We start from the raw sequence: 24,110 nt of genomic DNA, 5'->3' as shown, positions 1-24,110 counted from the left end.
CTCAACCCGTCGCGCTGGCCGGTGTCCGCCAGGTCCTCGCCGGTGGCGACGTCCTGCCGCCTTCTCGCGTCCGCGAGCACCTCTCGCGGCTGCCCCCGGGCCACGTCCTCGTCAACGGCTACGGCCCCACCGAGAACACCACCTTCTCCGCCACTCACTCGCTGCGGAATGGGGACTCCTTCTCCCGCTCCGTTCCCATCGGCGCTCCTCTCTCCAACTCCTCCGCCTTCGTTCTCGACGCCTCCTTCCAGCCCCTGCCTCCGGGCGTCCCTGGAGAGCTCTTCGTCGGGGGTGACGGCCTTGCTTGGGGTTACCTCAACCGCGCTGACCTCACCGCTGAGCGATTCGTCCCTCATCCCTTCAGCAGCACTCCTGGTGCTCGCCTCTACCGCACCGGGGACCGCGTCCGCTGGCTCGCCGACGGCACTCTCGAGTTCCTCGGCCGCTCCGACTTCCAGGTGAAGGTCCGCGGCTTCCGCATTGAGCTAGGCGAAGTCGAGACCGCTCTCCGCCTCTTCTCTGGCATCCAGGAAGCCGTCGTCCTCGCTCGCGAAGACGTCCCCGGCGACAAGCGTCTCGTCGCCTACTTCACCTCGGCCGAGTCCTCTGTCGATGGTTCGGCGCTGCGCACATTCCTTTCGCAGCGCCTGCCCGAGTACATGGTGCCGGCCGCTCTCGTCTCCCTCTCCGCCTTCCCCCTCTCCGCCAACGGGAAGCTCGACAGGAAAGCACTTCCTCCTCCCGACTTCGCCGCTGCCACCTCCTCCGGCGACGACTTCGCCCCTCCCTCCACTCTCACCCAGTCCCGCCTCGCCTCCATCTTCTCCGACGTCCTCGGCCTGGAGCGCGTCAGCATCCACGGCGACTTCTTCGAATTGGGCGGCCACTCCCTCCTCGCCACTCAAGTCGTCTCTCGCATCCGCTCCACCTTCGACGTCGAGCTGCCCCTCGGTGAGCTCTTCTCCTCTCCCACCGTCGCTCTCCTCTCCGAGCGGCTCGACTTGCTCCACGGCTCCTCGTCTCGCCAGCCGGCCCTCGTCCCCGTCAACCGGGCCCAGCCGCCGCCTCTCTCCTTCGCCCAGCAGCGCCTCTGGTTCCTCGACCAGCTCCAGCCCGGCGCTTCCACCTACAACATCCCCTGGGCGCTCAAGCTCTCTGGCTCGCTTGACTCGGATGCGCTGCTCCAGTCCCTCAACGCGCTGATTCAGCGTCACGAGACCCTGCGCACCCACTTCGCCATTCATGAGGGCCAGCCCGTTCAGCACGTCCAGCTCGACTTCCGGCTGGAGATGCCTCTCATTGACCTCTCCGCCCTGCCCCAGCAGGAGCGTGACGCCGAGGCACAGCGGTTGGCGGCAGCCGAAGCCGTGCGTCCGTTCGACCTCGCCCGGGGCCCCGTCGTCCGCGCGTCACTCCTCCGCCTGGATGCGTCCGAGCACCAGTTGCTCGTCACCGTCCACCACATCGCCTCCGACGGTTGGTCCATCGCCGTCATGGTCCGCGAGCTGGCCGCCTTCTACCGCCAGTTCTCCGGGGGCGAGCCCGCTCAGCTTGCCCCTCTGCCCATCCAGTACGCCGACTTCTCCGTCTGGCAGCGCCAGTGGCTCCAGGGTGATGTCCTCGCCTCAGAAATCGCCTGGTGGCGCAACCAGCTCGCGGGCGCTTCTCCTGCTATTGAGCTGCCTACCGACAGGCCCCGTCCCGCCGTCCAGTCCTTCCGCGGCTCGCTGATTCCTTTCGAGCTGTCTGCTGAGCTGACCTTCGCCGTGAAGGCACTCGCCCAGCGCGAGGGCGCCACGCCCTTCATGGTGCTGCTCGCCGCGTGGCAACTGCTGCTGTCTCGCTACTCTCGTCAGGACGACATCTGCGTTGGCTCTCCCATCGCCAACCGCAATCGCGCGGAGACCGAGGGCCTCATCGGCTTCTTCGTCAACACGCTCGTCCTGCGTGCTCACATCAATGGCGGCCAGTCCTTCCGCCAGTTGTTGGAGCAGGTGCGCCTGTCCACCCTCGCGGCCTACGAGCACCAGGACGTCCCCTTCGAGAAGCTCGTCGAGGAACTCCAGCCTCAGCGCGACCTCAGTCGCAGCCCGCTGTTCCAGGTCTCCTTCACCTTCCAGAACGCTCCTGACGATGCCCTCCGCCTCCCGGGCCTCTCCCTCGACGTCCTCACCTCCGAGCTTCACTCCGCCAAGTTCGACCTCTCCCTTGGCATGAGCGAGAGCCAGGGTCGTCTGCTCGGCTCCCTCGACTTCAACTCCGACCTCTTCGACGCAGCCACTCCGCGTCGCATGGCTCGCCACTTCGTCAGCCTCCTCACCGACGCCACCTCTCGCGTCGACGCGCCCCTGCGCCACCTCGGCCTGCTCGCCGACGACGAGAAGACTCAACTCTTCTCCGACTTCCAGGGCGCTCACGTGAAGTACCCGAGTGAGGCCACCCTTCACTCGATCATCCAAGCGCAGGCGCTTCGTTCTCCCCATGCCGAGGCCGTTCGCTTCGAAGACAGTCTCCTCACCTACGCGCAGCTCGATTCACGCTCCAACCAGCTCGCTCACCACCTGCGTACTCTCGGCGCGCGCCCCGGCTCTCTCGTCGGTGTCTGCCTGGAGCGCTCGCTCGACCTCGTCGTCGCCCTGCTCGCAGTCCTCAAGTCCGGCGCTGCCTACGTCCCCCTGGACCCCGCGTATCCCCGCGAGCGCCTCGCCGGAATGCTCGAGGACGCTGACGCTCCCGTGCTCCTCACCCATGAGCACCTGACGTCCGTCCTCCCCCAGCACGCCTCTCGCGTCCTCTGCCTCGACTCCCAGTGGGACGCTGTCTCGCGACAGCCCTCCTCCTCGCTGGAGTCGCTCGCCGGCCCTGACGCCCTCGCCTACGTCATCTTCACCTCGGGCTCCACGGGCCGCCCCAAGGGCGCCATGAATGCCCACTCGGGCGTCGTCAACCGCCTGCTGTGGATGCAGCAGCAGTACGCGCTGACGGCGATGGACACCGTCCTGCAGAAGACTCCCTTCTCCTTCGACGTCTCCGTCTGGGAGTTCTTCTGGCCCCTCATGACCGGCGCTCGCCTCGTCCTCGCGAAGCCCGGTGGGCACCAGGACCCCGCCTACCTCGTCCGCCTCATCTCCGAGCAAAGTGTCTCCACGCTCCACTTCGTCCCCTCCATGCTCCGCGCCTTCTTGGAGGAGCCGGGTGTCGAGAAGCTCTCGGGACTTCGTCGCGTCGTCTGCAGTGGTGAGGCCCTCACTTCGGACCTCGTGGCTCGCGCTCACTCGCGCCTGCCCGCTTCCGCCGAGGTCCACAACCTCTACGGCCCCACCGAGGCCGCCGTCGACGTCTCCTTCTTCCACTGCGCTCGCGGCTCCTCCCGGTCCTCCATCCCCATCGGCAGGCCCGTCGCCAACACCCGCCTCTACGTCCTCGACTCCGACAATCAGCCTTCTCCCGTCGGTGTCCCCGGTGAGCTCTTCATCGGCGGTGTCCAGGTCGGCCTCGGCTACTGGCGCAAGCCCCACCTCACCGCTGAGCGCTTCATCCCCGACGCCTTCAGCGCCTCTCCCGGTGCCCGCCTCTACCGCACCGGCGACGTCGCTCGCTGGCTCCCAGACGGCTCCCTCGAGTACCTCGGCCGCTCCGACTTCCAGGTCAAGCTGCGTGGCTTCCGCATTGAGTTGGGCGAAGTCGAGGCCGCGCTTCGCTCGCTTCCCTCCGTCTCCGACACCGTCGTCGTCGTCCGTGACGAGTCCCGTCTCGTCGCCTACGTCGTCTCCTCTGGCGACACCGACTCCGCTTCACTCCGGGCCGCGCTCTCACAGCGCCTCCCCGAGTACATGGTGCCCTCCGCCTTCGTCTTCCTCGAAGCACTCCCCCTGAGCCCCAGTGGCAAGGTGGAACGCAAGGCGCTCCCGGCTCCGGACTTCGCTCCCACCTCGCGTGAGCACATCGCGCCTCGCACTCCTTCCGAGGAGCTGCTCGCCTCCCTCTTCGCCTCAGTCCTCCGCGTCGAGCGCGTCGGTGTCACTGACAACTTCTTCGAACTCGGTGGACACTCCCTCCTCGCCACCCAGCTCATCTCTCGCATTCGCCAGTCCTTCGGCGTCGAGCTGCCCGTTCGTGCTCTCTTCGAGGCCGCCAGCGTCGCCCAGCTCGCGCCGCGCATCGAAACCACTCGCCAGACTCAGGACGGCCTCCAGCTTCCGCCCTTGGCGCCCGTTCCGCGCTCCGGCGACCTGCCGCTCTCCTTCGCGCAGCAGCGCCTCTGGTTCCTCGACAAGCTCCAGCCCGACAGTCCCTTCTACAACATCCCCACCGCGCTCCAGGTGAACGGTGAGTTGCACACCGAAGCGCTCTCTCGCGCACTCCAGGAACTCGTCCGTCGCCACGAGTCGCTTCGCACCACGTTCCTCTCCCGTGACGACGGCCAGCCCGCGCAGCGCATCCACTCCGACGTCCCGTTCGCGCTCTCGCACGTCGACCTCGGACACCTTCCGGAATCCACCCGCGACGCCGAGGCCCAGCGCCTCGCCACCGTCGAGGCCCAGACTCCCTTCAACCTGACGCGCGCCCCGCTGCTGCGCGCCACCCTCGTGCGCCTCGACGAGCAGCGCCATGTGCTGCTCATCACCGTCCACCACATCGTCTCGGACGGTTGGTCCGCGGGAGTCTTCGGCCGCGAGGTCCTCGAGCTGTACTCCGCCTTCAGCCAGGGCCTGCCCTCACCGCTGGCGCCGCTGGCACTCCAGTACGCCGACTACGCCGCATGGCAGCGAGGCTGGCTGCGGGATGAGGCGCTGGCTCAGCAGGTCTCCTGGTGGCGCAACCACCTCGCGGGGGCGCCGCATGCCCTGGAGCTGCCCACCGACAGGCCGCGTCCTCCCGTCCAGTCCGCCCACGGCGCCAATCTCCCCGTGCGCCTTGGCGCGGACCTCACCACCGCGCTTCGCACCCTCTGCAACCGCGAGGGCGTCACGCCCTTCATGGTGCTGCTGTCCGCCTTCAACGTCCTCCTCGCCCGCTACTCCGGCCAGGACGACATCGTCGTCGGCTCGCCCATCGCCAACCGCCGGCAGGCCGAGCTCGAAGGCATCATCGGCTTCTTCGTCAACACGCTCGCGCTGCGCACCCAGCTTCGCCTGGACATGTCCTTCCGCGAGCTGCTCGCCCAGGTGCGCGAGTCCACCCTCGGCGCCTACTCGCACCAGGACGTTCCCTTCGAGAAGCTCGTCGAGGAACTCCAGCCCCAGCGCGACCTCAGCCGCTCACCCCTCTTCCAGGCCATGCTCGCGCTGCAGACGGCGCCCCCCGTCGCGTCCCGGAGTGACGCGTCCGGCGCCCTGCGCGCCATCGACGTGGACAGTGGCACCGCCAAGTTCGACCTCTCGATTCTCCTCGTCGACTCCGGCGCCGACATCCACGGCCTGCTCGAATTCAACACCGACCTCTTCGACCGGAGCACCGCCCAGCGCATGGGCGAGCACCTGTCGCGGCTGCTCCAGGCCGCCATCGCCGACCCGAGCCAGTCCCTCGCCCACCTGCCGCTGCTGAGCACGCAGGAGAAGCACCAGCTCCTCACCGAGTGGAACGACACCGCGAGCGTCCATCACGTCACCTCGCCCATCCACCGTCCCGTGGAAGCGCAGGTGGCGCGGAAACCCCACGCCATCGCCGTCTCGGATGGTGTCGCCTCGATCACCTACGCCCAGCTCGACACGCGGGCCAATCAACTCGCGCACTTGTTGCGCGAGCACGGTGTCTCACCGGGCAGCTCCGTCGGCCTCTGCCTCGACAAGTCGCTCGACATGGCCGTCGCGGTCCTCGCGACGCTCAAGGCCGGCGCATCGTATCTGCCGCTCGACCCCAACTACCCCTCCGAGCGCCTCGCCTTCATGCTCGAGGACTCCGCGGCGCCGGTCGTCCTTTCCCACTCCAGCCTCCGGGCCTCGCTGCCCGCGTCATCGAGTGCGCGACTCATCTTCGTCGACGCGGAAGCGGACGCCATCTCCGCCCAACCGCCTCACTCGCCCGACGTCGCGTTCTCTCCCGAATCCCCCGCCTACGTCATCTACACCTCCGGCTCCACCGGCAGACCCAAGGGTGTCGCCCTTCCTCACCGCGCGCTGAGCCATTTGCTGTCCTGGCAGTTGCGCCAGTCCGTGGTGCCTTCGGCCACCACCCTCCAGTTCGCCTCGCTCAGCTTCGATGTGTCGTGCCAGGAGATCTTCTCCACCTGGTGGGCCGGCGGAACGCTCGTGCTGCCCACTGGCGGTCTGCGCCAGGACATCCCCGCGCTGCTCGACTTCATGCACCAGCAGCGCGTCGGGCGGCTCTTCCTGCCCTTCGTCGCGCTCCAGGCCCTCGCGGACGCCGTCTCTCACGGCGCCACCGTTCCCACGACGTTGCGCGAGGTGGTGACGGCCGGTGAGCAACTCCAGATCACTCGCGCCCTCGTCGCCCTCTTCGAGAAGCTCCCGGGCTGCGTCCTGGAGAACCAGTACGGTCCCTCCGAGACGCACGTCGTCTCCGCGTTCCGCATGCAGGGAGCGCCCGCCTCCTGGCCCCGGCTGCCCTCCATCGGCTCGCCGCTGCCTCACACGCAGCTCTTCATCCTCGACTCGCTTGGCCAGCCGACGCCCGTGGGCGTGCCCGGTGAACTCTTCATCGGCGGCGCGCACCTGGCACTCGGCTACACCGGCAGGCCCGCGCTGACGGCCGAGAAGTTCGTTCCCCACCCGTTCTCGTCGACGCCGGGTGCACGCCTCTATCGCACCGGCGACTCCGCTCGATGGACCGCCTCGGGCACCGTCGAGTTCCTCGGCCGTCTCGACGGACAGGTGAAGCTGCGCGGCTTCCGCGTCGAGCTTGGCGAAGTCGAGGCCGCGCTGCGCTCCCTGCCTGGCATCCGCGACGCCGCGGCCATCGTCCGAGAGGACGTCCCCGGCGCCAGGCGCCTCGTCGGCTATGTCGTCCCTGTCTCTGGGACGGACGCAGTCACTCCCGAAGCGCTCCGCTCCGCCCTGCTCAAGCGCCTGCCCGAGTACATGGTGCCCTCCGTCTTCGTCGCCCTGGAGGCCCTGCCGCTGACTCCCAGCGGGAAGCTCGCCAGAAGGCTGCTGCCGGCTCCCGACGCGGCGAGCCTGACGGACGAGTCGTCCTTCGTCGCACCTCGTACCCCCACGGAAGAGAAGCTCGCCGAGCTCTTTGGCGCCGTCCTCAACCTGCCTCGCGTCAGCGTCACCGAGAGCTTCTTCGCCCTGGGTGGGCACTCCCTTCTCGCCACCCAGGTCGTCTCTCGCATCCGCTCCACCTTCAACGTCGAGCTCCCACTCCGCGAACTCTTCGAGGCCCCCTCCGTTTCACAGCTCGCCGAGCGAGTGAATCAACAGACGGCCGGGTCGCAAACGCCGCCGCTGGTCCGCACGGACCGCTCGCAGCCGCCACCGCTGTCGTTCGCACAGCAGCGCTTGTGGTTCCTCGACAAGCTTCAGCCAGGTAGCGCGACCTTCAACATGCCCCTCGCGATTCATCTCGAGGGCACGCTGGACATGGATGCGTTGCAGCAGTCCTTCACGGAGTTGGTGCGCCGCCACGAGGTGCTGCGCACCACGTTCCGCGAGGGCCCGGTTCAAATCATCCATCCTCCCGCGGCCGTGCCAATGCCGCTGGACGACTTGTCCGCGCTCACCGAAGAGGCGCGCGACGGGGAAGTCCAGCGTCGAGTCCTCGCGGAGGCCGAGCGTCCTTTCGACCTCGCGCGTGGCCCCCTGTTGCGGACCGCGCTGCTGCGGCTGAGTGAACAGCGGCACGTGTTGATGATGACGATGCACCACATCATCTCGGACGGCTGGTCCATGGGCCTGATCGTGCGTGAGTCCACCGCGCTCTACGAGGCCTTCGCGGCGCGGCGCCCTTCACCGCTGCCCGAGCTGCCCATCCAGTACGCCGACTACGCCGCATGGCAGCGGTCCTGGCTCAAGGGCGAGGCGCTCGACGCCCAGCTCGACTGGTGGAGTGCGTATCTGTCCGGAGCGGCGTTGCACCTGGACATGCCCACGGACTTCCCGCGCCCCGCCATGCAGGGCTTCCGAGGCGCGAGTGTCTCGCGCGTGCTGCCGCGTCAGCTCGTCGACTCACTCCACGCGCTGTGCCGTCGTGAGGGTTCCACGCTGTTCATGGCCCTGATGGCCGGCATCCAGGCCGTCCTGTCCCGCTACTCCGGACAGGAGGACTTCGTCATCGGCACCGGTATCGCCAATCGGAACCACTCGGAGACCGAAGGCCTCATCGGCTTCTTCGTCAACCAGCTCGCCCTGCGCGCACGGCTGGGTGGCAACCCGTCCTTCCGCGAGCTGCTCGCACGTGTCCGCCACGACACGTTGGGCGCCTACGCGCATCAGGACCTTCCGTTCGAAGAGCTGGTCAAGGCCGTCAACCCCGAGCGCAGCCTCGCTCACGCGCCTCTCTTCCAGGTCGCCGTGGTGCTCCAGAACCAGCCCGAGACCGAGCTGAAGGTTCCGGGCCTCACCTTCCACCTGCAGCCCTCCAACACCGGCACCTCGCGCCTCGACCTCACCCTCGCCCTCCAGGAGACGGCCCAGGGCCTGGGTTGCAGCATCGAGTACCGCACCGACCTCTTCACGGCTCAAACCGTCGACAGGCTGCTCATCCACCTCGGTGCCCTCCTCGAGAAGGCCGCGGCCCAGCCCGAGGCTCCTCTCTCCACCTTGTCCCTGCTCTCCGAGGCCGAGCAGCACCAACTCCTCGTCGAGTGGAACGACACGGCACGAGACTTCCCGCGCGACTCCACCGCTCACGCCCTCTTCGAGGCCCAGGCCGCTCGCACTCCTGACGCCACCGCGCTTCGCTTCGAGGGCAACTCCCTCACCTACGCTCAGCTCGACTCTCGCGCCAATCGCCTCGCGCACCACCTGCGCTCCCTCGGCGTCACGGCCGAAGTCCCCGTCGCTCTCTGCGTCGAGCGCTCTCTCGACCTCGTCGTCTCCATCCTCGCCATCCTCAAGGCCGGCGGCGCCTGGGTCCCCCTCGATGCCTCCTACCCCGTCGAGCGCCTCTCCTTCATGCTCCGCGACTGCGCCGCCCCCGTGCTCGTCACCACGGCGACTCTGGTGCAGTCGCTGGGTCTGAATGTGGAAAGCGTCGTCCGGCTGGATTCCGACGCGAGCCTCATCTCCGCGCAGCCCGAGTCCCCTCCGGCCTCTAGCACCAGCGCCGACAACCTCGCCTACGTCATCTACACCTCCGGCTCCACCGGCACTCCCAAGGGCACCCTCCTCCAGCACCGCGGCCTCGCCAACACCGCTCTCACCGCTGGCCGTGCCCACGGCTTCTCTCCCTCCTCTCGCGTCCTCCAGTACGCCGCCTTCGGCTTCGACGCCTCCGTCGCCGAAATCTTCGGCGCCCTCCTCGCCGGCTCCACCCTCGTCCTCGCTCCTCGCGAGCGCCTCCTCCCTGGCGCTCCTCTGCGCGACTTGCTCCGCGACGAGTCCATCTCCGCCGTCACCCTCACTCCCTCCGTCCTCGCGCAGATGCGTCCCGAGGACCTCCCCTCTCTCCAAACCCTCATCTCCGCAGGCGAGGCTTGCCCTCCCGAGCTCGTCCAGCGCTGGGGCTCTCGCCTCCGTCTCCTCAACGCCTACGGCCCCACCGAAGTCACCGTCTGCGCCTCCATCTCCGCACCTCTCCTCCCCGGCCAGACTCCTTCCATCGGCAAGCCCTGGGACAACGTCCGCGTCTACGTCCTCGACTCCTCTCTGCGCCCACTGCCCGTCGGTGTCCCCGGCCAGCTCTGCGTCGACAGCGTCGGTCTTGCTCGTGGCTACCTCTCTCAGCCCGCCCTCACCGCCGAGCGCTTCGTCCCCAACCCCTTCAGCTCCACTCCCGGCGCTCGCCTCTACCTCTCAGGTGACAAGGCTCGCTGGCTGCCCGACGGCACCCTCGAATTCCTCGGCCGTATCGACGACCAGGTGAAGCTGCGCGGCTTCCGCATCGAGCTCGGTGAAGTCGAGGCCGCTCTCCTATTCCACCCCTCCGTCCATCAGGCCGTCGCCACCGTCCGTACCGAAGCCGCTGGCGACAAGCGCCTCGTCGCCTACGTCGTCGCCGACTCCAGCGACACCATCGACGTCGCGGCCCTGCGCGAGTCGCTCAAGCGACGCCTGCCCGAGCACATGGTGCCTTCCACCATCGCCGTGCTCGCCGCGCTCCCCCTCACGCCCAATGGAAAGGTGGACCGCAACGCACTGCCCTCGCCCGACGCGTCCCTCTCCGCTCCGGTCCGCGAATACGTCGCGCCCCGGACCCACGTCGAAACCCAGCTCGCCGCACTCTGGGCCGAGCTGCTGCACATCGAGCGCGTGGGTATCCACGACGACTTCTTCGAACTGGGCGGCCACTCCCTGCTCGCCACGCAGTCGATGTCTCGCATCCAGGCCACCTTCGGCATGGAAGTGCCACTGAGGGAGCTGTTCGAGGCCCCCACGGTGGCGAAGCTGGCCGCACGGCTCGAAGCGGTCGCGCATGCGGGTGCGGGTGCGTCACGGGCGCCAGAGCTGGTGCCGGTGCCTCGCACGGGTGAGCTTCCGCTGTCCTTCGCGCAGCGGCGGCTGTGGTTCCTGGATCAGCTCGAGCCGGGCACCGCCCTCTACAACCTGCCCGCCGCCATCCGCTTGGATGGCCCGGTCGATGTCGCGGCCCTGGAGCAGGCCTTCGGTGCGCTGGTGCGGCGCCATGAGTCGCTGCGCACCACGTTCCCCGCGAATGCCCACGGCAGCCCGGTGCAGGCCATCGCCGAGGCGGCGGAGCTGAAGTTCGCGCTCGTGGACCTGTCCGCGCAACGCGAGGACGAAGCGAAGAGGTTGTCGCTCCAGGAGGCGCAGCGGCCCTTCGACCTGGCCCGAGGCCCCCTGCTGCGCGTGACGCTGCTCCGCATGGATGAGCGCCTGCACGTGCTCCTGCTGACGATGCACCACATCATCTCCGACGGCTGGTCCACGGGCGTGCTCGTGCGCGAGGCCGGGGAGCTGTACATCGCCGCTCGCGAGGGACGTCCCGCGTCCCTGCCGGAGCTGCGCGTGCAGTACGCCGACCACGCCGCCTGGCAGCACCAGTGGCTGGAGGCCGGTGAGCTGGAGCGACAGCTCACGTACTGGAGGACCCAGCTCGCGGGCGCGAACCACGTGCTCACGCTGCCGACAGACCGTCCCGTTCCGGCGATGCAGACCCAGGCCGGCTCGACCTACCCCGTGCGACTGTCTCCTGCGGTCTCCTCCGCCGTGACGACCTTCAGCCAGCACATGGGCGCCACGCCGTTCATGGTGCTGCTCGCCGCGTTCGAGGCGCTGCTGTACCGCGCCACGGGTCAGGACGACGTGCTCGTGGGCTCACCGGTGGCCGGGCGCAATCGTCCGGAGACCGAGGGCCTCATCGGCGTGTTCATCAACACGCTCGTCCTCCGTGGACGCATGTCCGGTGACATGACGTTCCGCGCACTCGTCGAGCAAGCCCGAGAGACGGCGCTCGGCGCGCTGACGAACCAGGACGTCCCGTTCGAGCAGTTGGTGGAGGAGTTGCAGCCCGCGCGCAGCCTGAGTCACTCGCCGCTGTTCCAGGTGATGTTCGCGCTGCAGAACATGCCTGCCCCCTCGCTGACCCTGTCAGAGCTCACCCTCACTTCCGCGGACGTGGACCCGGGCATCGCGAAGTACGCCCTGTCCCTCGTCCTCCAGGAGACGCAGGACGGGCTCACGGGCGGGTTCGAATACAACACGGACCTCTTCGACCTGGAGACCATCCAGGCCATGACGGGGCACTTCACGCGCCTGCTCGAAGCGGCGGTGAACAACCCGGACCTCATGCTCGCCGCGCTGCCAGTGCTCTCCACCGAGGAGCGGCACCGGCTGGTGGTGGAGTGGAACGACACGCGCTCGGACTTCCCGCGCGACACCTCCGTCTTCGCGTGGTTCCAGTCGCGCGCCGCCCTGGCCCCCGAGACCGTCGCCCTGGAGTGGAACGACGGGCAGCTCACGTATCGCGAGTTGGAGCGGCAGGCGCTCGCGCTGGCTGAAGTGCTGCGTCAGCGCGGCATCGGGCCCGAAGTGCGCGTCGGTCTGTTCGCGCGTCGCTCACCCGAGCTGGTCGCCGGAGTCCTCGGCATTCTCGCTGCGGGCGGCGTCTGGGTCCCGCTCGATCCTTCCTCGCCGTCCGAGCGACTGGCGATGATGCTGGACGACACCGCGCCCACGGTTGTGCTGACCCAGCGCGCGCTGCGTGACGCGCTGCCAGCGGGGACGGCTGGCGTACTGGTGCTCGAAGACGTACTGGCGTCCGAACCGGTGGCGAGCAGCACCTTCCGCGCCCCTGTCCTGTCTTCGGAGAGCGCGGCGTACATCCTCTTCACGTCCGGCTCGACGGGACGCCCCAAGGGCGTACTGGTGCCGCACCGCGCCCTGGCCCGACACACGGCCTGGTTCAGCTCGAATCTGGGCCTGGGGCCCAGCGACCGCGTGCTGCAGAAGACGGCCCCTGGCTTCGACGCCGTGGTGCCGGAGCTGATCTCCACGCTGGTCAGCGGTGCGCGGCTGGTGCTGCCTCCGGCGGCGGCGGACCTGGACATGGACGCACTGCTGACGGTGCTCGCGCATCGGCAGGTGACGGTGCTCCAGCTCGTCCCCTCGCAGCTCAGCCTGTTCGTGGAGACCGAGCGACTCGAGCGCGCCACGGGCCTGCGAGTGCTGGTGTCCGGTGGTGAAGCACTGCCGGCGGAGCTCGCGCGGCGCATCCGCGCGCAGTGGCCGGAGACCCGTCTGGCCAACTGCTACGGCCCCACCGAGACGGCGGTCGACGCCACGTCCTGGACGGTGAATGGCCCCATCCACGGAGCCACCGCGCCCATTGGCGGCCCGATTGGTGACACGCAGGTGTACGTGCTGGATGCACATGGGCAGGTGGTGCCCGTGGGTGTCACGGGTGAGCTGTTCATCGGAGGCGAGGGCGTGGCACGCGGCTACGTCGGCCAGCCGGCGATGACGGCCGAGCGGTTCGTCCCGGATGCGTTCTCCTCCGTGCCCGGCGCCCGGCTCTACCGCACGGGCGACCAGGCCCGCTGGCGCCATGACGGTGTGTTGGAGTTCCTCGGTCGCGCCGACGCCCAGGTGAAGGTGCGCGGCTACCGCATCGAGCTGGCCGAAATCGAGTCCGCCCTGCTCGCGCATCCCGAGGTGCGTGAGGCCGTGGTGCTCGCTCGCGAGGACCGACCCGGAGACAAGCGACTGGTGGGCTACGTCGTGGGTGCGTCCTCGCTGGAGGCCCCCGCGCTGCGAGCGTTCATCGCCCAGCGCCTGCCCGAGTACATGGTTCCGTCCGCGCTGCGGATGATGGACGCGCTGCCCCTCACCGCGAACGGAAAGGTGGACCGCAAGGCGCTGCCCGTGCCCGAGCAGTCGTGGCTCACCGAGGACGCGTCCCAGGCCACGCCGGGTACGCCCACCGAGGAGCTGCTCGCGGGGCTGTTCGCCCAGGTGCTCGGAGTGCCGAGTGTCAGCACCACCGTCAGCTTCTTCGAGCTGGGCGGACACTCGCTGCTCGCCACACAGCTCGTCTCACGCGTGCGGTCCGCGTTCCAGGTCGAGTTGCCCCTGCGCGAGCTGTTCGAGGCGCCGACGGTCCACACGCTGGCCACGCGCATCGACGCCGCCCTGAGCGCGGGCGCGAAGCTCCAGAGGCCGCCTCTCACCGCCCTTCCGCGTGATGGCGAAGCGCCCCGGGCCTTCGTGCCGTCCTTCGCGCAGCAGCGACTGTGGTTCCTGGACCAGTTGGAGCCGGGCAGCCCGTCGTACAACATGCCCATCGCGCTGCGGCTCGAAGGCGTGGTGGACACGGACGCGCTGGAGCGAGCCTTCACGGAAGTCGTCCGGCGCCATGAGGTGCTGCGCACGACGTTCCGCGCGGGCCCCGAGCAGCTCGTGCATGCGTCGATGCCTGTGTCGGTGCCCGTGGTGGAGCTGTCCGGACTCGACGATGCCGAGCTCCAGCTCCGTGTCGATGAAGAGGCTCGTCGTCCCTTCAATCTCACGCACGGCCCCCTGCTGCGCGTCACCCTGCTTCGGCTGGGTGAACAGCGGCACGTGCTGCTGCTGACGATGCACCACATCATCTCGGACGGTTGGTCCATGGATGTGCTCGTGCGTGAGACGGCGGCGCTCTACGCGGCCTTCTCCTCGGGTCAGGCTTCGCCGCTGCCGGAGCTGCCCATCCAGTACGCCGACTACGCCGCATGGCAGCAGTCCTGGCTCCAGGGCGAGGCGCTCGAAACCCAGCTCTCCTGGTGGAAGGAGCTCCTCGCGGGGGTGCCTCCGCTGCTGGAGCTGCCCACGGACTTCCCGCGTCCCGCCGTGCAGGGCTTCCGAGGCGCGAGTGTCTCGCGCATGCTGCCGCGTCAGCTCGTCGACTCACTCCACGCGCTGTGCCGTCGTGAGGGCTCCACGCTGTTCATGGCCCTGGTGGCGGGCCTCCAGGCCGTCCTGTCCCGCTACTCTGGCCAGGAGGACTTCGTCATCGGCACCGGTATCGCCAACCGGAACCAGGCGGAGACCGAGGGCCTCATCGGCTTCTTCATCAACCAGCTCGCCCTGCGCGCGCGGTTGGGTGGCAATCCCTCCTTCCGCGAGCTGCTCGGACGCGTGAGGAAGGACACGCTGGGCGCCTACGCGCACCAGGACCTGCCCTTCGAGGAGCTGGTCAAGGCCGTCAACCCCGAGCGCAGCCTCGCTCACGCGCCTCTCTTCCAGGTCGCCGTGGTGCTCCAGAATCAGCCCGAGGCCGAGCTGAAGCTCCCGGGCCTCACCTTCCACGTCCAGCCCTCCAACACCGGCACCTCGCGCCTCGACCTCACCCTCGCCCTCCAAGAGACGGCCCAGGGCCTGGGTTGCAGCATCGAGTACCGCACCGACCTCTTCACGGCTCAAACCGTCGACAGGCTGCTCATCCACCTCGGTGCTCTCCTCGAGAAGGCCGCGGCTCAGCCCGAGGCACCTCTCTCCTCCCTCTCCCTTCTCTCCGAGGCCGAGCAGCACCAGCTCCTCGTCGAGTGGAACGACACGGAGCGTGCCTTCCCGCGCGACTCCACCGCTCACGCCCTCTTCGAGGCCCAGGCCGCTCGCACTCCTGACGCCACCGCGCTTCGCTTCGAGGGCGACTCCCTCACCTACGCTCAGCTCGACTCTCGCGCCAATCGCCTCGCGCACCACCTGCGTGGCCTCGGCGTCACGGCCGAAGTCCCCGTCGCTCTCTGCGTCGAGCGCTCTCTCGACCTCGTCGTCTCCATCCTCGCCATCCTCAAGGCCGGCGGCGCCTGGGTCCCTCTCGATGCCTCCTACCCCGTCGAGCGCCTCTCCTTCATGCTCCGCGACTGCGCCGCTCCCGTGCTCGTCACCACGGCGGCTCTGGTGCAGTCGCTGGGTCTGAATGTGGAAAGCGTCGTCCGGCTGGATTCCGACGCGAGCCTCATCTCCGCGCAGCCCGAGTCCGCTCCGGCCTCCAGCACCAGCGCCGACAACCTCGCCTACGTCATCTACACCTCCGGCTCCACCGGCACTCCCAAGGGCACCCTTCTCCAGCACCGCGGCCTCGCCAACACCGCGCTCACCGCAGGCCGTGCCCACGGCTTCTCTCCCTCCTCTCGCGTCCTCCAGTACGCCGCCTTCGGCTTCGACGCCTCCGTCGCAGAAATCTTCGGCGCCCTCCTCGCCGGCTCCACCCTCGTCCTCGCTCCTCGCGAGCGCCTCCTCCCCGGCGCTCCTCTGCGCGACTTGCTCCGCGACGAGTCCATCTCCGCCGTCACCCTCACTCCCTCCGTCCTCGCGCAGATGCGTCCCGAGGACCTTCCCTCTCTCCAAACCCTCATCTCCGCAGGCGAGGCCTGCCCTCCCGAGCTCGTCCAGCGCTGGGGCTCTCGCCTCCGTCTCCTCAACGCCTACGGCCCCACCGAAGTCACCGTCTGCGCCTCCATCTCCGCACCTCTCCTCCCCGGCCAGACTCCTTCCATCGGCAAGCCCTGGGACAACGTCCGCGTCTACGTCCTCGACTCCTCTCTGCGCCCACTGCCCGTCGGTGTCCCGGGACAGCTCTGCGTCGACAGCGTCGGCCTCGCTCGTGGCTACCTCTCTCAGCCCGCCCTCACCGCCGAGCGCTTCGTCCCCAACCCCTTCAGCCCCACTCCCGGCGCTCGCCTCTACCTCTCCGGTGACAAGGCTCGCTGGCTGCCCGACGGCACCCTCGAATTCCTCGGCCGTATCGACGACCAGGTGAAGCTGCGCGGCTTCCGCATCGAGCTCGGTGAAGTCGAGGCCGCTCTCCTATTCCACCCCTCCGTCCACCAGGCCGTCGCCACCGTCCGTACCGAAGCCGCTGGCGACAAGCGCCTCGTCGCCTACGTCGTCGCCGACTCCAACGACACCATCGACGTCGCGGCCCTGCGCGAGTCGCTCAAGCGACGCCTGCCCGAGCACATGGTGCCTTCCGCCATCGCCGTGCTCGCCGCGCTCCCCCTCACGCCCAACGGCAAGGTGGACCGCAACGCGCTGCCCTCACCCGACGTGGAGAGCCTGCGCGGCGACACGGCGTTCACCGCGCCTCGCACGCCCGTGGAGGAGAAGCTGGCGGAGCTGTTCGCGACGGTGCTGAAGCTGGCTCGCGTCAGCGTCACGGACAACTTCTTCGAGATGGGCGGCCACTCGCTGCTCGCCACCCAGGTGACGTCGCGCATCCGCTCCGCCTTCGCGGTGGAGCTGCCGGTGAGAGACCTCTTCGAGGCCCCCACCGTCGCCGCGCTGGCCCAGCGGGTCGACACCGCCCTGCGCACCGGCGCGACGACGACGGCGCCGCCCATCGAGCGCACGCCGCGCGAGGGCAAGCTGCCCCTCTCGTTCTCGCAGCAGCGCGTGTGGTTCCTGGACCAGCTCGAGCCAGGCAGCCCCGCGTTCAACATCCCGACGGCGCTGGTGCTCTCCGGTGAGCTGGACGTGGAAGTGCTGCGTCGGACGCTGGAAGCCGTCGTGCACCGTCACGAGGCCCTGCGCACCACGTTCCACACGGAGTCGGAGGGCCCCGTGCAGGTCATCCACGCCCCCTCGCCGTTCGAGCTGCCCGTCATCGACCTGCGCCACCTCTCCGCCGAGCAGCGAGACCTCGAGGCCCGACGTCACGCGGGCGAACACTCGATGTATTCGTTCGACCTGAGCACCGGGCCGCTGCTGCGCGCCGCCGTGCTGGTGCTGGAGGACCAGGAGCACCTGCTGCTGCTCAACGTCCACCACATCGTCTCCGACGGCTGGTCCATCAGCGTCGTCGTCCGTGAGATGGCGCTCCTGTACGGTGACTTCCAGGCCGGCCGCGTGCCGAACCTCCCCGAGCTGCCACTCCAGTACGCGGACTTCGCCGCGTGGCAGCGCCGCTGGCTGGACGGCGCTGAGCTGGACCGTCAGCTCACCTGGTGGCAGCGACAGCTCGATGGGGCTCCCCAGGATCTGGAGCTGCCCACCGACCGGCCGCGCGCGCACCTTTCGCGGCCTCGCGGCGGCCTGTTGCCCCTCGTGGTGCCTCCCGCGCTGGCGGTGGCCATCGAGACGTTCTGCCACCGTGAAGGCATCACCCCCTTCATGTTCTTCCTGGCGGCGTTCCAGTTCGTCCTGTCCCGCTACTCCGGTCAGGACGACATCTCCGTGGGCTCGCCGGTGGCGGGACGCAACCGCGCGGAGCTGGAGGGCCTGGTCGGCTACTTCCTCAACACGCTGGTCCTCCGCACGCGCCTGGATGGGGACCCGACGGTGCGCGAGCTGCTGGGCCGCGTGCGCGAGACGGCGCTCGGCGCCTACGCACACCAGCACCTGCCCTTCGAGCAGCTCCAGCCCCTGCGTGACCTCCAGCAGTCGCCGCTGTTCCGCGTGATGTTCATCCTCCAGAACACACCGGACGCGACGGCCTCACTGCCGGGCCTGACGCTGCGTCCGGGCCCCGACGAGGACCATGTCGCCAAGTTCGACATCACGCTTTCCATGGGACGAAGCGCAGCGGGCTTCACGGGCGAATTCAACTACCAGGCGGACCTCTACGACGCGTCCACCATCGAGCGGATGATCCGGCACTTCCGGGCGCTCGTGGAGCTGCTCGTCTCCGCCCCCGAGCGTCGCCTCTCCTCGCTCACGCTGCTCTCCGGCGAGGAGCGTCTGCGGCAGCTCGTGACGTGGAACGACACGCGCGCGGACTTCCCCGAGGCCTGCGTACACGTGCTCTTCGAGGCCCAGGTCCACCGCGCTCCCGACGCGCTGGCGGCCTCCTTCGAGGGCACCCAGCTCACCTATGCCCAGTTGAACGAGCGGGCCAACCAGCTCGCCCATGTGCTGCGCCGTCACGGCGTCGGCCCCGAGGTCCGCGTCGCGCTCGGCGTGGAACGCTCGCTGGATGTCGTGGTGGGCCTGCTCGGCATCCTCAAGGCGGGCGGCGCCTGGGTGCCCGTGGATCCGCTGCTGCCGCGCGAGCGCCTGTCCTTCCTGCTCGACGACAGCGGTGCCGCGCTGCTGCTGACGCAGTCCCCGCTCGTGGACCGCTTCCCCGAGCCGCACCGCGCCCGTGCCCTGTGCCTGGACACCGCGCACGAGGCCCTGGCGCGAGAGAGCATCGAGGCGCCTGTCACCGGCGTCACTCCCGGCAACCTCGCGTACGTGCTCTACACCTCCGGCAGCACGGGCCAGCCCAAGGGCACGGCGGTGGAGCACCGGAGCGTGGCCAACCTCGTCACGCACGAGGCCACGGCCTACGGCATCGGTCCGGGCGAGCGCGTGCTCCAGTTCGCCAACCTCTCCTTCGACCTGTCCGTGGAGGAGATCTTCACCACGCTGACCTCGGGCGCCACGCTGGTGCTCGCGCCGCTGGAGAAGGTGATGCCGGGCGCGCCGCTGCACGCCCTGCTGCGAGAGCAGGCGCTCACGGTCATCAGCCTCACGCCCGCGGCGCTGGCCGCCACGCCCGCCGACGCGCTGCCCGCGCTGCGGACGGTCATCTCCGGCGGCGAGGCCCTGCCCTCGGACGTCGTCGCACGGTGGGCCCCGGGTCGCCGGTTCCTCAACACCTACGGCCCCACGGAGGCCACCGTCGTGGCCACGCTCGGACAGGTCGTCGCGGATGACAGCCACGTGCCCTCCATCGGCAGGCCCCTGGCCAACGTGCGCGTCTACGTGCTCGACGCACGCGGCGAGCCGGTGCCGGTGGGCGTCAAGGGTGAGCTGTACCTGGGCGGAGTCGGCGTGGCTCGAGGCTACGCGGGCAGGCCCGCGCTCACCGCCGAGCGCTTCATCCCGGATGCGTACTCCGAGGTGCCCGGCGCGCGGCTATACCGCACCGGCGACGTGGTGCGCTGGCGCGACGACGGCACGCTGGAGTTCGTCGGCCGCGTGGACGCGCAGGTGAAGGTGCGTGGCTTCCGCATCGAGCTGGGTGAAGTCGAGGCCGCGCTGGCCCGGCACCCGGCGGTGCGCGAGGCCGTCGTGGTGGCTCGCGAGGATGGACCTGGCGGCAAGCGCCTCATCGCCTACGCCGTGGCGCGCGAAGGCGTGCCCACCGACGGAGCGACGCTGCGCTCGGCGCTGAAGGACGCGCTGCCCGAGTACATGGTGCCCACGGTGGTGATGGTGCTGGACGCGCTGCCGTTGACCTCGAACGGCAAGGTGGACCGCAAGGCCCTGCCCGCGCCGGACATGAGCAACGTCAGCGGGCGGCCCGACTTCGTGGGGCCTCGCACACCCACGGAGGCGCGGCTGGGCACCATCTGGTGCGCGGTGCTCGAAGTGGAGCGCGTGGGCATCCACGACAACTTCTTCGAGCTGGGCGGGCACTCGCTGATGGCGACCCAGGCCATCAGTCGCATGCGCGCGGTGTTCAAGGTGGAGCTGCCGCTGCGGGACTTGTTCGACACGCCCGACCTGGCGGCACTGGCGCAGCGCGTGGACCTCGCGGTGCAGCAGGGCCAGGGGCTGGAGATTCCGCCGCTGGTCCCCGTGGCGCGCACGGGCGATCTGCCGGCGTCGTTCGCCCAGCAGCGCCTGTGGTTCCTCGACCAGCTCGAGCCGAACAGCGCCTTCTACAACATCCCCGCCACCGTGCGGCTGGAGGGCGCGCTGAACGTGGACGCGATGAGCCGGGCCGTCAACGAGTTGCTCCGTCGGCACGAGTCCCTGCGCACGTCCATCCTGAGCAACAACGGTCAGCCCATCCAGGTCATCCATCCGCACGAGCCCGCCGCGCTGATCGTGCTGGACCTGAGTGCGCTGGAGCCCGAGGCCCGCGAGGCCGAGGCGCGTCGCGCGGTCACCGAGGAGACGCAGCGTCCGTTCAACCTGACGGACCGCTCGCTCCTGCGCGTCCGGCTGCTGAAGCTCGGCGCCGAGGACCACGTGCTGCTGATGTCCATGCACCACATCGTCTCGGATGGTTGGTCCATGGGTCTGCTCATCAACGAGCTGGCCTCCGCGTACACGTCCTTCGCCCGGGGACTGCCGCTCACGCTGCCGGACCTGCCGCTCCAGTATGCGGACTACTCCACTTGGCAGCGCAGTTGGCTGAAGGGCGACGTGCTCGACAGGCAGGTGGCCTGGTGGCGCAAACATCTGCTGAACGCGCCCCCGGCGCTGGAGCTGCCCACGGACTTCGCCCGTCCGGCGGTCAGCAGCTTCAAGGGTGACATGGTGGGCGTCACCATGCCGCGCGGCCTCCAGGATGCGGTCCAGACCCTGGCGCGCCGCGAGGGCGCCACGACGTTCATGGTGCTGCTCGCCGCCTTCCAGACCCTGCTGTGGCGCTACTCCGGTCAGGACGACATCAGCATCGGCTCTCCCATCGCCGGCCGGCGCCACTCCGACCTCGAGAAGCTCATCGGCTTCTTCGCCAACACGCTCGTGCTGCGCACGCAGCTGTCCGAGCACCAGACGTTCCGCGAGCTGCTCGGCCGCGTACGTGAAGCGACGCTGGATGCGTACGCGCACCAGGACGTTCCGTTCGAGAAGCTGGTCGAGGAGCTCCAGCCCGAGCGCAGCCTCAACCGCACGCCGCTGTTCCAGGTGCTGTTCGTCCTCCAGAACGTCAACAAGGAGACCTACGACTCCGCGGGCCTCCGCATGTCGGCGATGGAGGCCACCAGCGGCACGGCCAAGTTCGACCTGACGCTCTCCGTGTTCGAGTCGCCGCAGGGCTTCACCGGCTACCTGGAATACGCCTCCGACCTCTTCACGCGAGAGACGGCGGAGCGGATGGTGGGGGCGCTCCAGCACCTGCTCGAAGGCGCCGTCTCCCAGCCGGACCTGACGCTGGGCCGGCTGCCCCTGCTCTCGGACACCGAGCGTCAGCAGGTCGTCGAGGGCTTCAACGCCGCGGTGGACCCGACCTACGTGCCGGGCCTGATGCACCGCTGGGTGGAGGCCCAGGTGTCGCGCACACCGGACCGCGTGGCCGTGACGGATGGCACCCGCTCACTCACCTACGCGCAGCTCGACGCGCGGGCCAACCAGCTCGCCCATCACCTCATCTCGCTCGGCGTGCCCGTCAATGGCACGGTGGGCCTGTGCCTGGAGCGCGCGAGCCTGGACATGCCCGTCGCGGTGCTGGCCACGCTCAAGGCGGGCGCCGCCTTCCTCCCGTTGGACCCGAGCTACCCGGCGGACCGACTGGCCCTGATGCTGGAGGACACCGGCGCGCCCGTTGTCCTCGCGCACTCGGCGCTCGTCTCCGCGCTGCCTCCGGGATTGACGGCGCGAGTGATCCGACTCGAGGAGGAGACGTCCGTCGCCTCGCGGCCGACGCACTCGCCCGACGTGGGCATGTCGCCGGAGACGAACTGCTACTTCGTCTACACCTCCGGCAGCACGGGCCGGCCCAAGGGCATCGTCATGTCCCACCGCGCGGTGGGCAACATGCTGTGGTGGTTGATGAAGCGCGCGGTGAAGCCGGACGCGACGACGCTCCAGTTCGCGTCGCTCAACTTCGACGTGTCGTTCCAGGAGCTGTTCGGCACCTGGTTCCTGGGTGGCAAGGTGCTGCTCATCAACGGCTCCTTGCGCCAGGACCCGCCCGCCATGCTGCGCTACATGCGCGAGCACCGCGTGGAGCGGCTGTTCCTGCCCTTCGTCGCCCTCCAGGCGATGTGCGACGCGGCGCTCACGGAGAAGGAGCTTCCGCCGCTGGGTGAAATCGTCACCGCCGGCGAGCAGCTCCAGGTGACGCCCGCGCTGCTCGCGTTCTTCGACCGGCTGCCGGAGTGCACGCTGGAGAACCAGTACGGCCCGTCGGAAGCGCACGTCGTCACCGCGTGGCGCGCACCCGCGGACCGCAAGCGCTGGCCGGCGCTGCCCCCGGTGGGCTCGCCGGTCACCAACGTGCAGCTCTACGTGTTGGACCCGCACGGCGCGCCCTGCCCCATCGGCGTCGCGGGCGAGGTCTACGTCGGTGGCGCCAACGTGGCCCACGGCTACCACGGCCGCCCGGACCTGACGTCGGACCGGTTCCCGCCGAACTTCATGGGCGGCGCTTCCGGCTCGCGGCTGTACCGCACGGGCGACAAGGCCCGGTGGCTGGCGGATGGCAACCTGGAGTTCCTCGGCCGCCTGGACAGCCAGGTGAAGCTGCGAGGCTTCCGCATCGAGCTGGGCGAGGTGGAAGTGGCCCTGCGCGCGCTGCCCCAGGTGCGCGACGCGGTGGCCATCGTCCGCGAGGATGTCGCGGGAGATCGCCGCCTCGTCGGCTACGTGGTGCTGCCGGCCGACGCGCCGTGGAGCACCGAGGAGGCCCGTCAGGTCCTTCGCGAGAAGGTGCCCGAGTACATGGTGCCGTCCATCTTCGTGCGTCTGGAGGCACTGCCGCTGATGCCCACCGGCAAGGTGGCGCGCGGCGCGCTGCCTCCTCCGGACGAGGAGAGCCTGCGTGGCACCACGCCGTTCTCCGCGCCTCGCACGCCACTGGAGGAGCTGCTGGCCGGGGCCTTCGCGGAGGTGCTGCGCACGCCTCGCGTGAGCATCACCGACAACTTCTTCTCGCTCGGTGGGCACTCGCTGCTGGCCACGCAGGTCGTCTCCCGCGTGCGCGCGGTACTGGGCGTGGAGCTGCCGCTGCGCGCCCTCTTCGAGGCCCCCACCGTCGAGTCGCTCGCCCTGCTGCTCGAGCGCGCCCAGGAGGCGCTGAAGGCCCAGGACACACGCCCCAAGGCGACGGCCCGTCCTGCCACGCCCACCTGGTCGCCGCTCGTCACGCTGCGCCCGGGCACCGATGCGCGACGCGTGCTCCACGTCATCCACGGAATGGATGGCCGGGTGGACGGCTACGCGGAGCTCGCGAACCACGCCCCCGAGGGCTGGAGCGTCGTCGGAATCCAGGCCCGCGGTCTGGAGGAGGGCCGCGCCCCGCTCGAGTCCGTGGAGGCGATGGCCACGCTCTACGTGGAAGCCCTGCGTGCCTCCGCGCCCCAGGGGCCGTACCGGCTGGCCGGCCCGGGAATGGGCGCGCTGGTGGCGTGGGAGATGGCACAGCAACTCCAGCGCGAAGGCCATGCCGTGGAGCTGTTGCTCATCGAGCCGCTCCCCGCGGAGCCGGATGCCAGCACGGCGGCCACCACGGCCGGCGCGCAGGGGGCGCTGTTCGCGAAGCTGCTCGCCGCCCAGGCGGGCATCGACGCCCCGGCGCTGCCCTCGGCGCTCACCACCAGCAAGGACGCGGAGCCGCTGCTCGCGCACCTGCATGCCGAAGGCGCGAAGACGGGCCTGCTGCCGGAAGCGCTCTCGCTCGCGGAGCTGCACGTGCACTTCAAGGTCTTCGCCAGCCACCTGCGCGCCGCGCGGCGCTACCTCCCCGAGCCCACCGAGGGCGCCGTGAGGCTGCTGCGCGCGACGGAGGCTCCGGAGCGGGATGAGGACGCGCTCGACGGGGGCTGGGGCGAGTTGGCCGAGGGCGGCCTCGAGCTCCACGAGTCCCCCGGAGACGCCGTCTCCGTGCTGCGCGCACCGCACGTCACGCGGTGGTTGAAGAAATTGTTCGACCTGGAAGGTCGGGAGTCATGA

At 69.6% G+C, this 24,110-nt stretch carries 1 protein-coding gene; it reads left to right on the top strand.

Features of this window, described 5'->3' with window-relative positions; all coding sequences use genetic code 11:
* Positions 1–14: 14 nt before the first annotated feature.
* Positions 15–24,110, top strand: coding sequence for a non-ribosomal peptide synthase/polyketide synthase (locus HR086_RS22170; RefSeq protein WP_306663370.1), 24,096 nt, complete (start codon positions 15–17; stop codon positions 24,108–24,110).

It is taken from the genome of Myxococcus sp. CA039A, from assembly GCF_013336645.1.
Classification (GTDB): domain Bacteria; phylum Myxococcota; class Myxococcia; order Myxococcales; family Myxococcaceae; genus Myxococcus; species Myxococcus llanfairpwllgwyngyllgogerychwyrndrobwllllantysiliogogogochensis.
The sequence above is the reverse complement of the archived record's forward strand: the minus strand, read 5'-3'. Positions and strand labels throughout refer to the sequence as shown.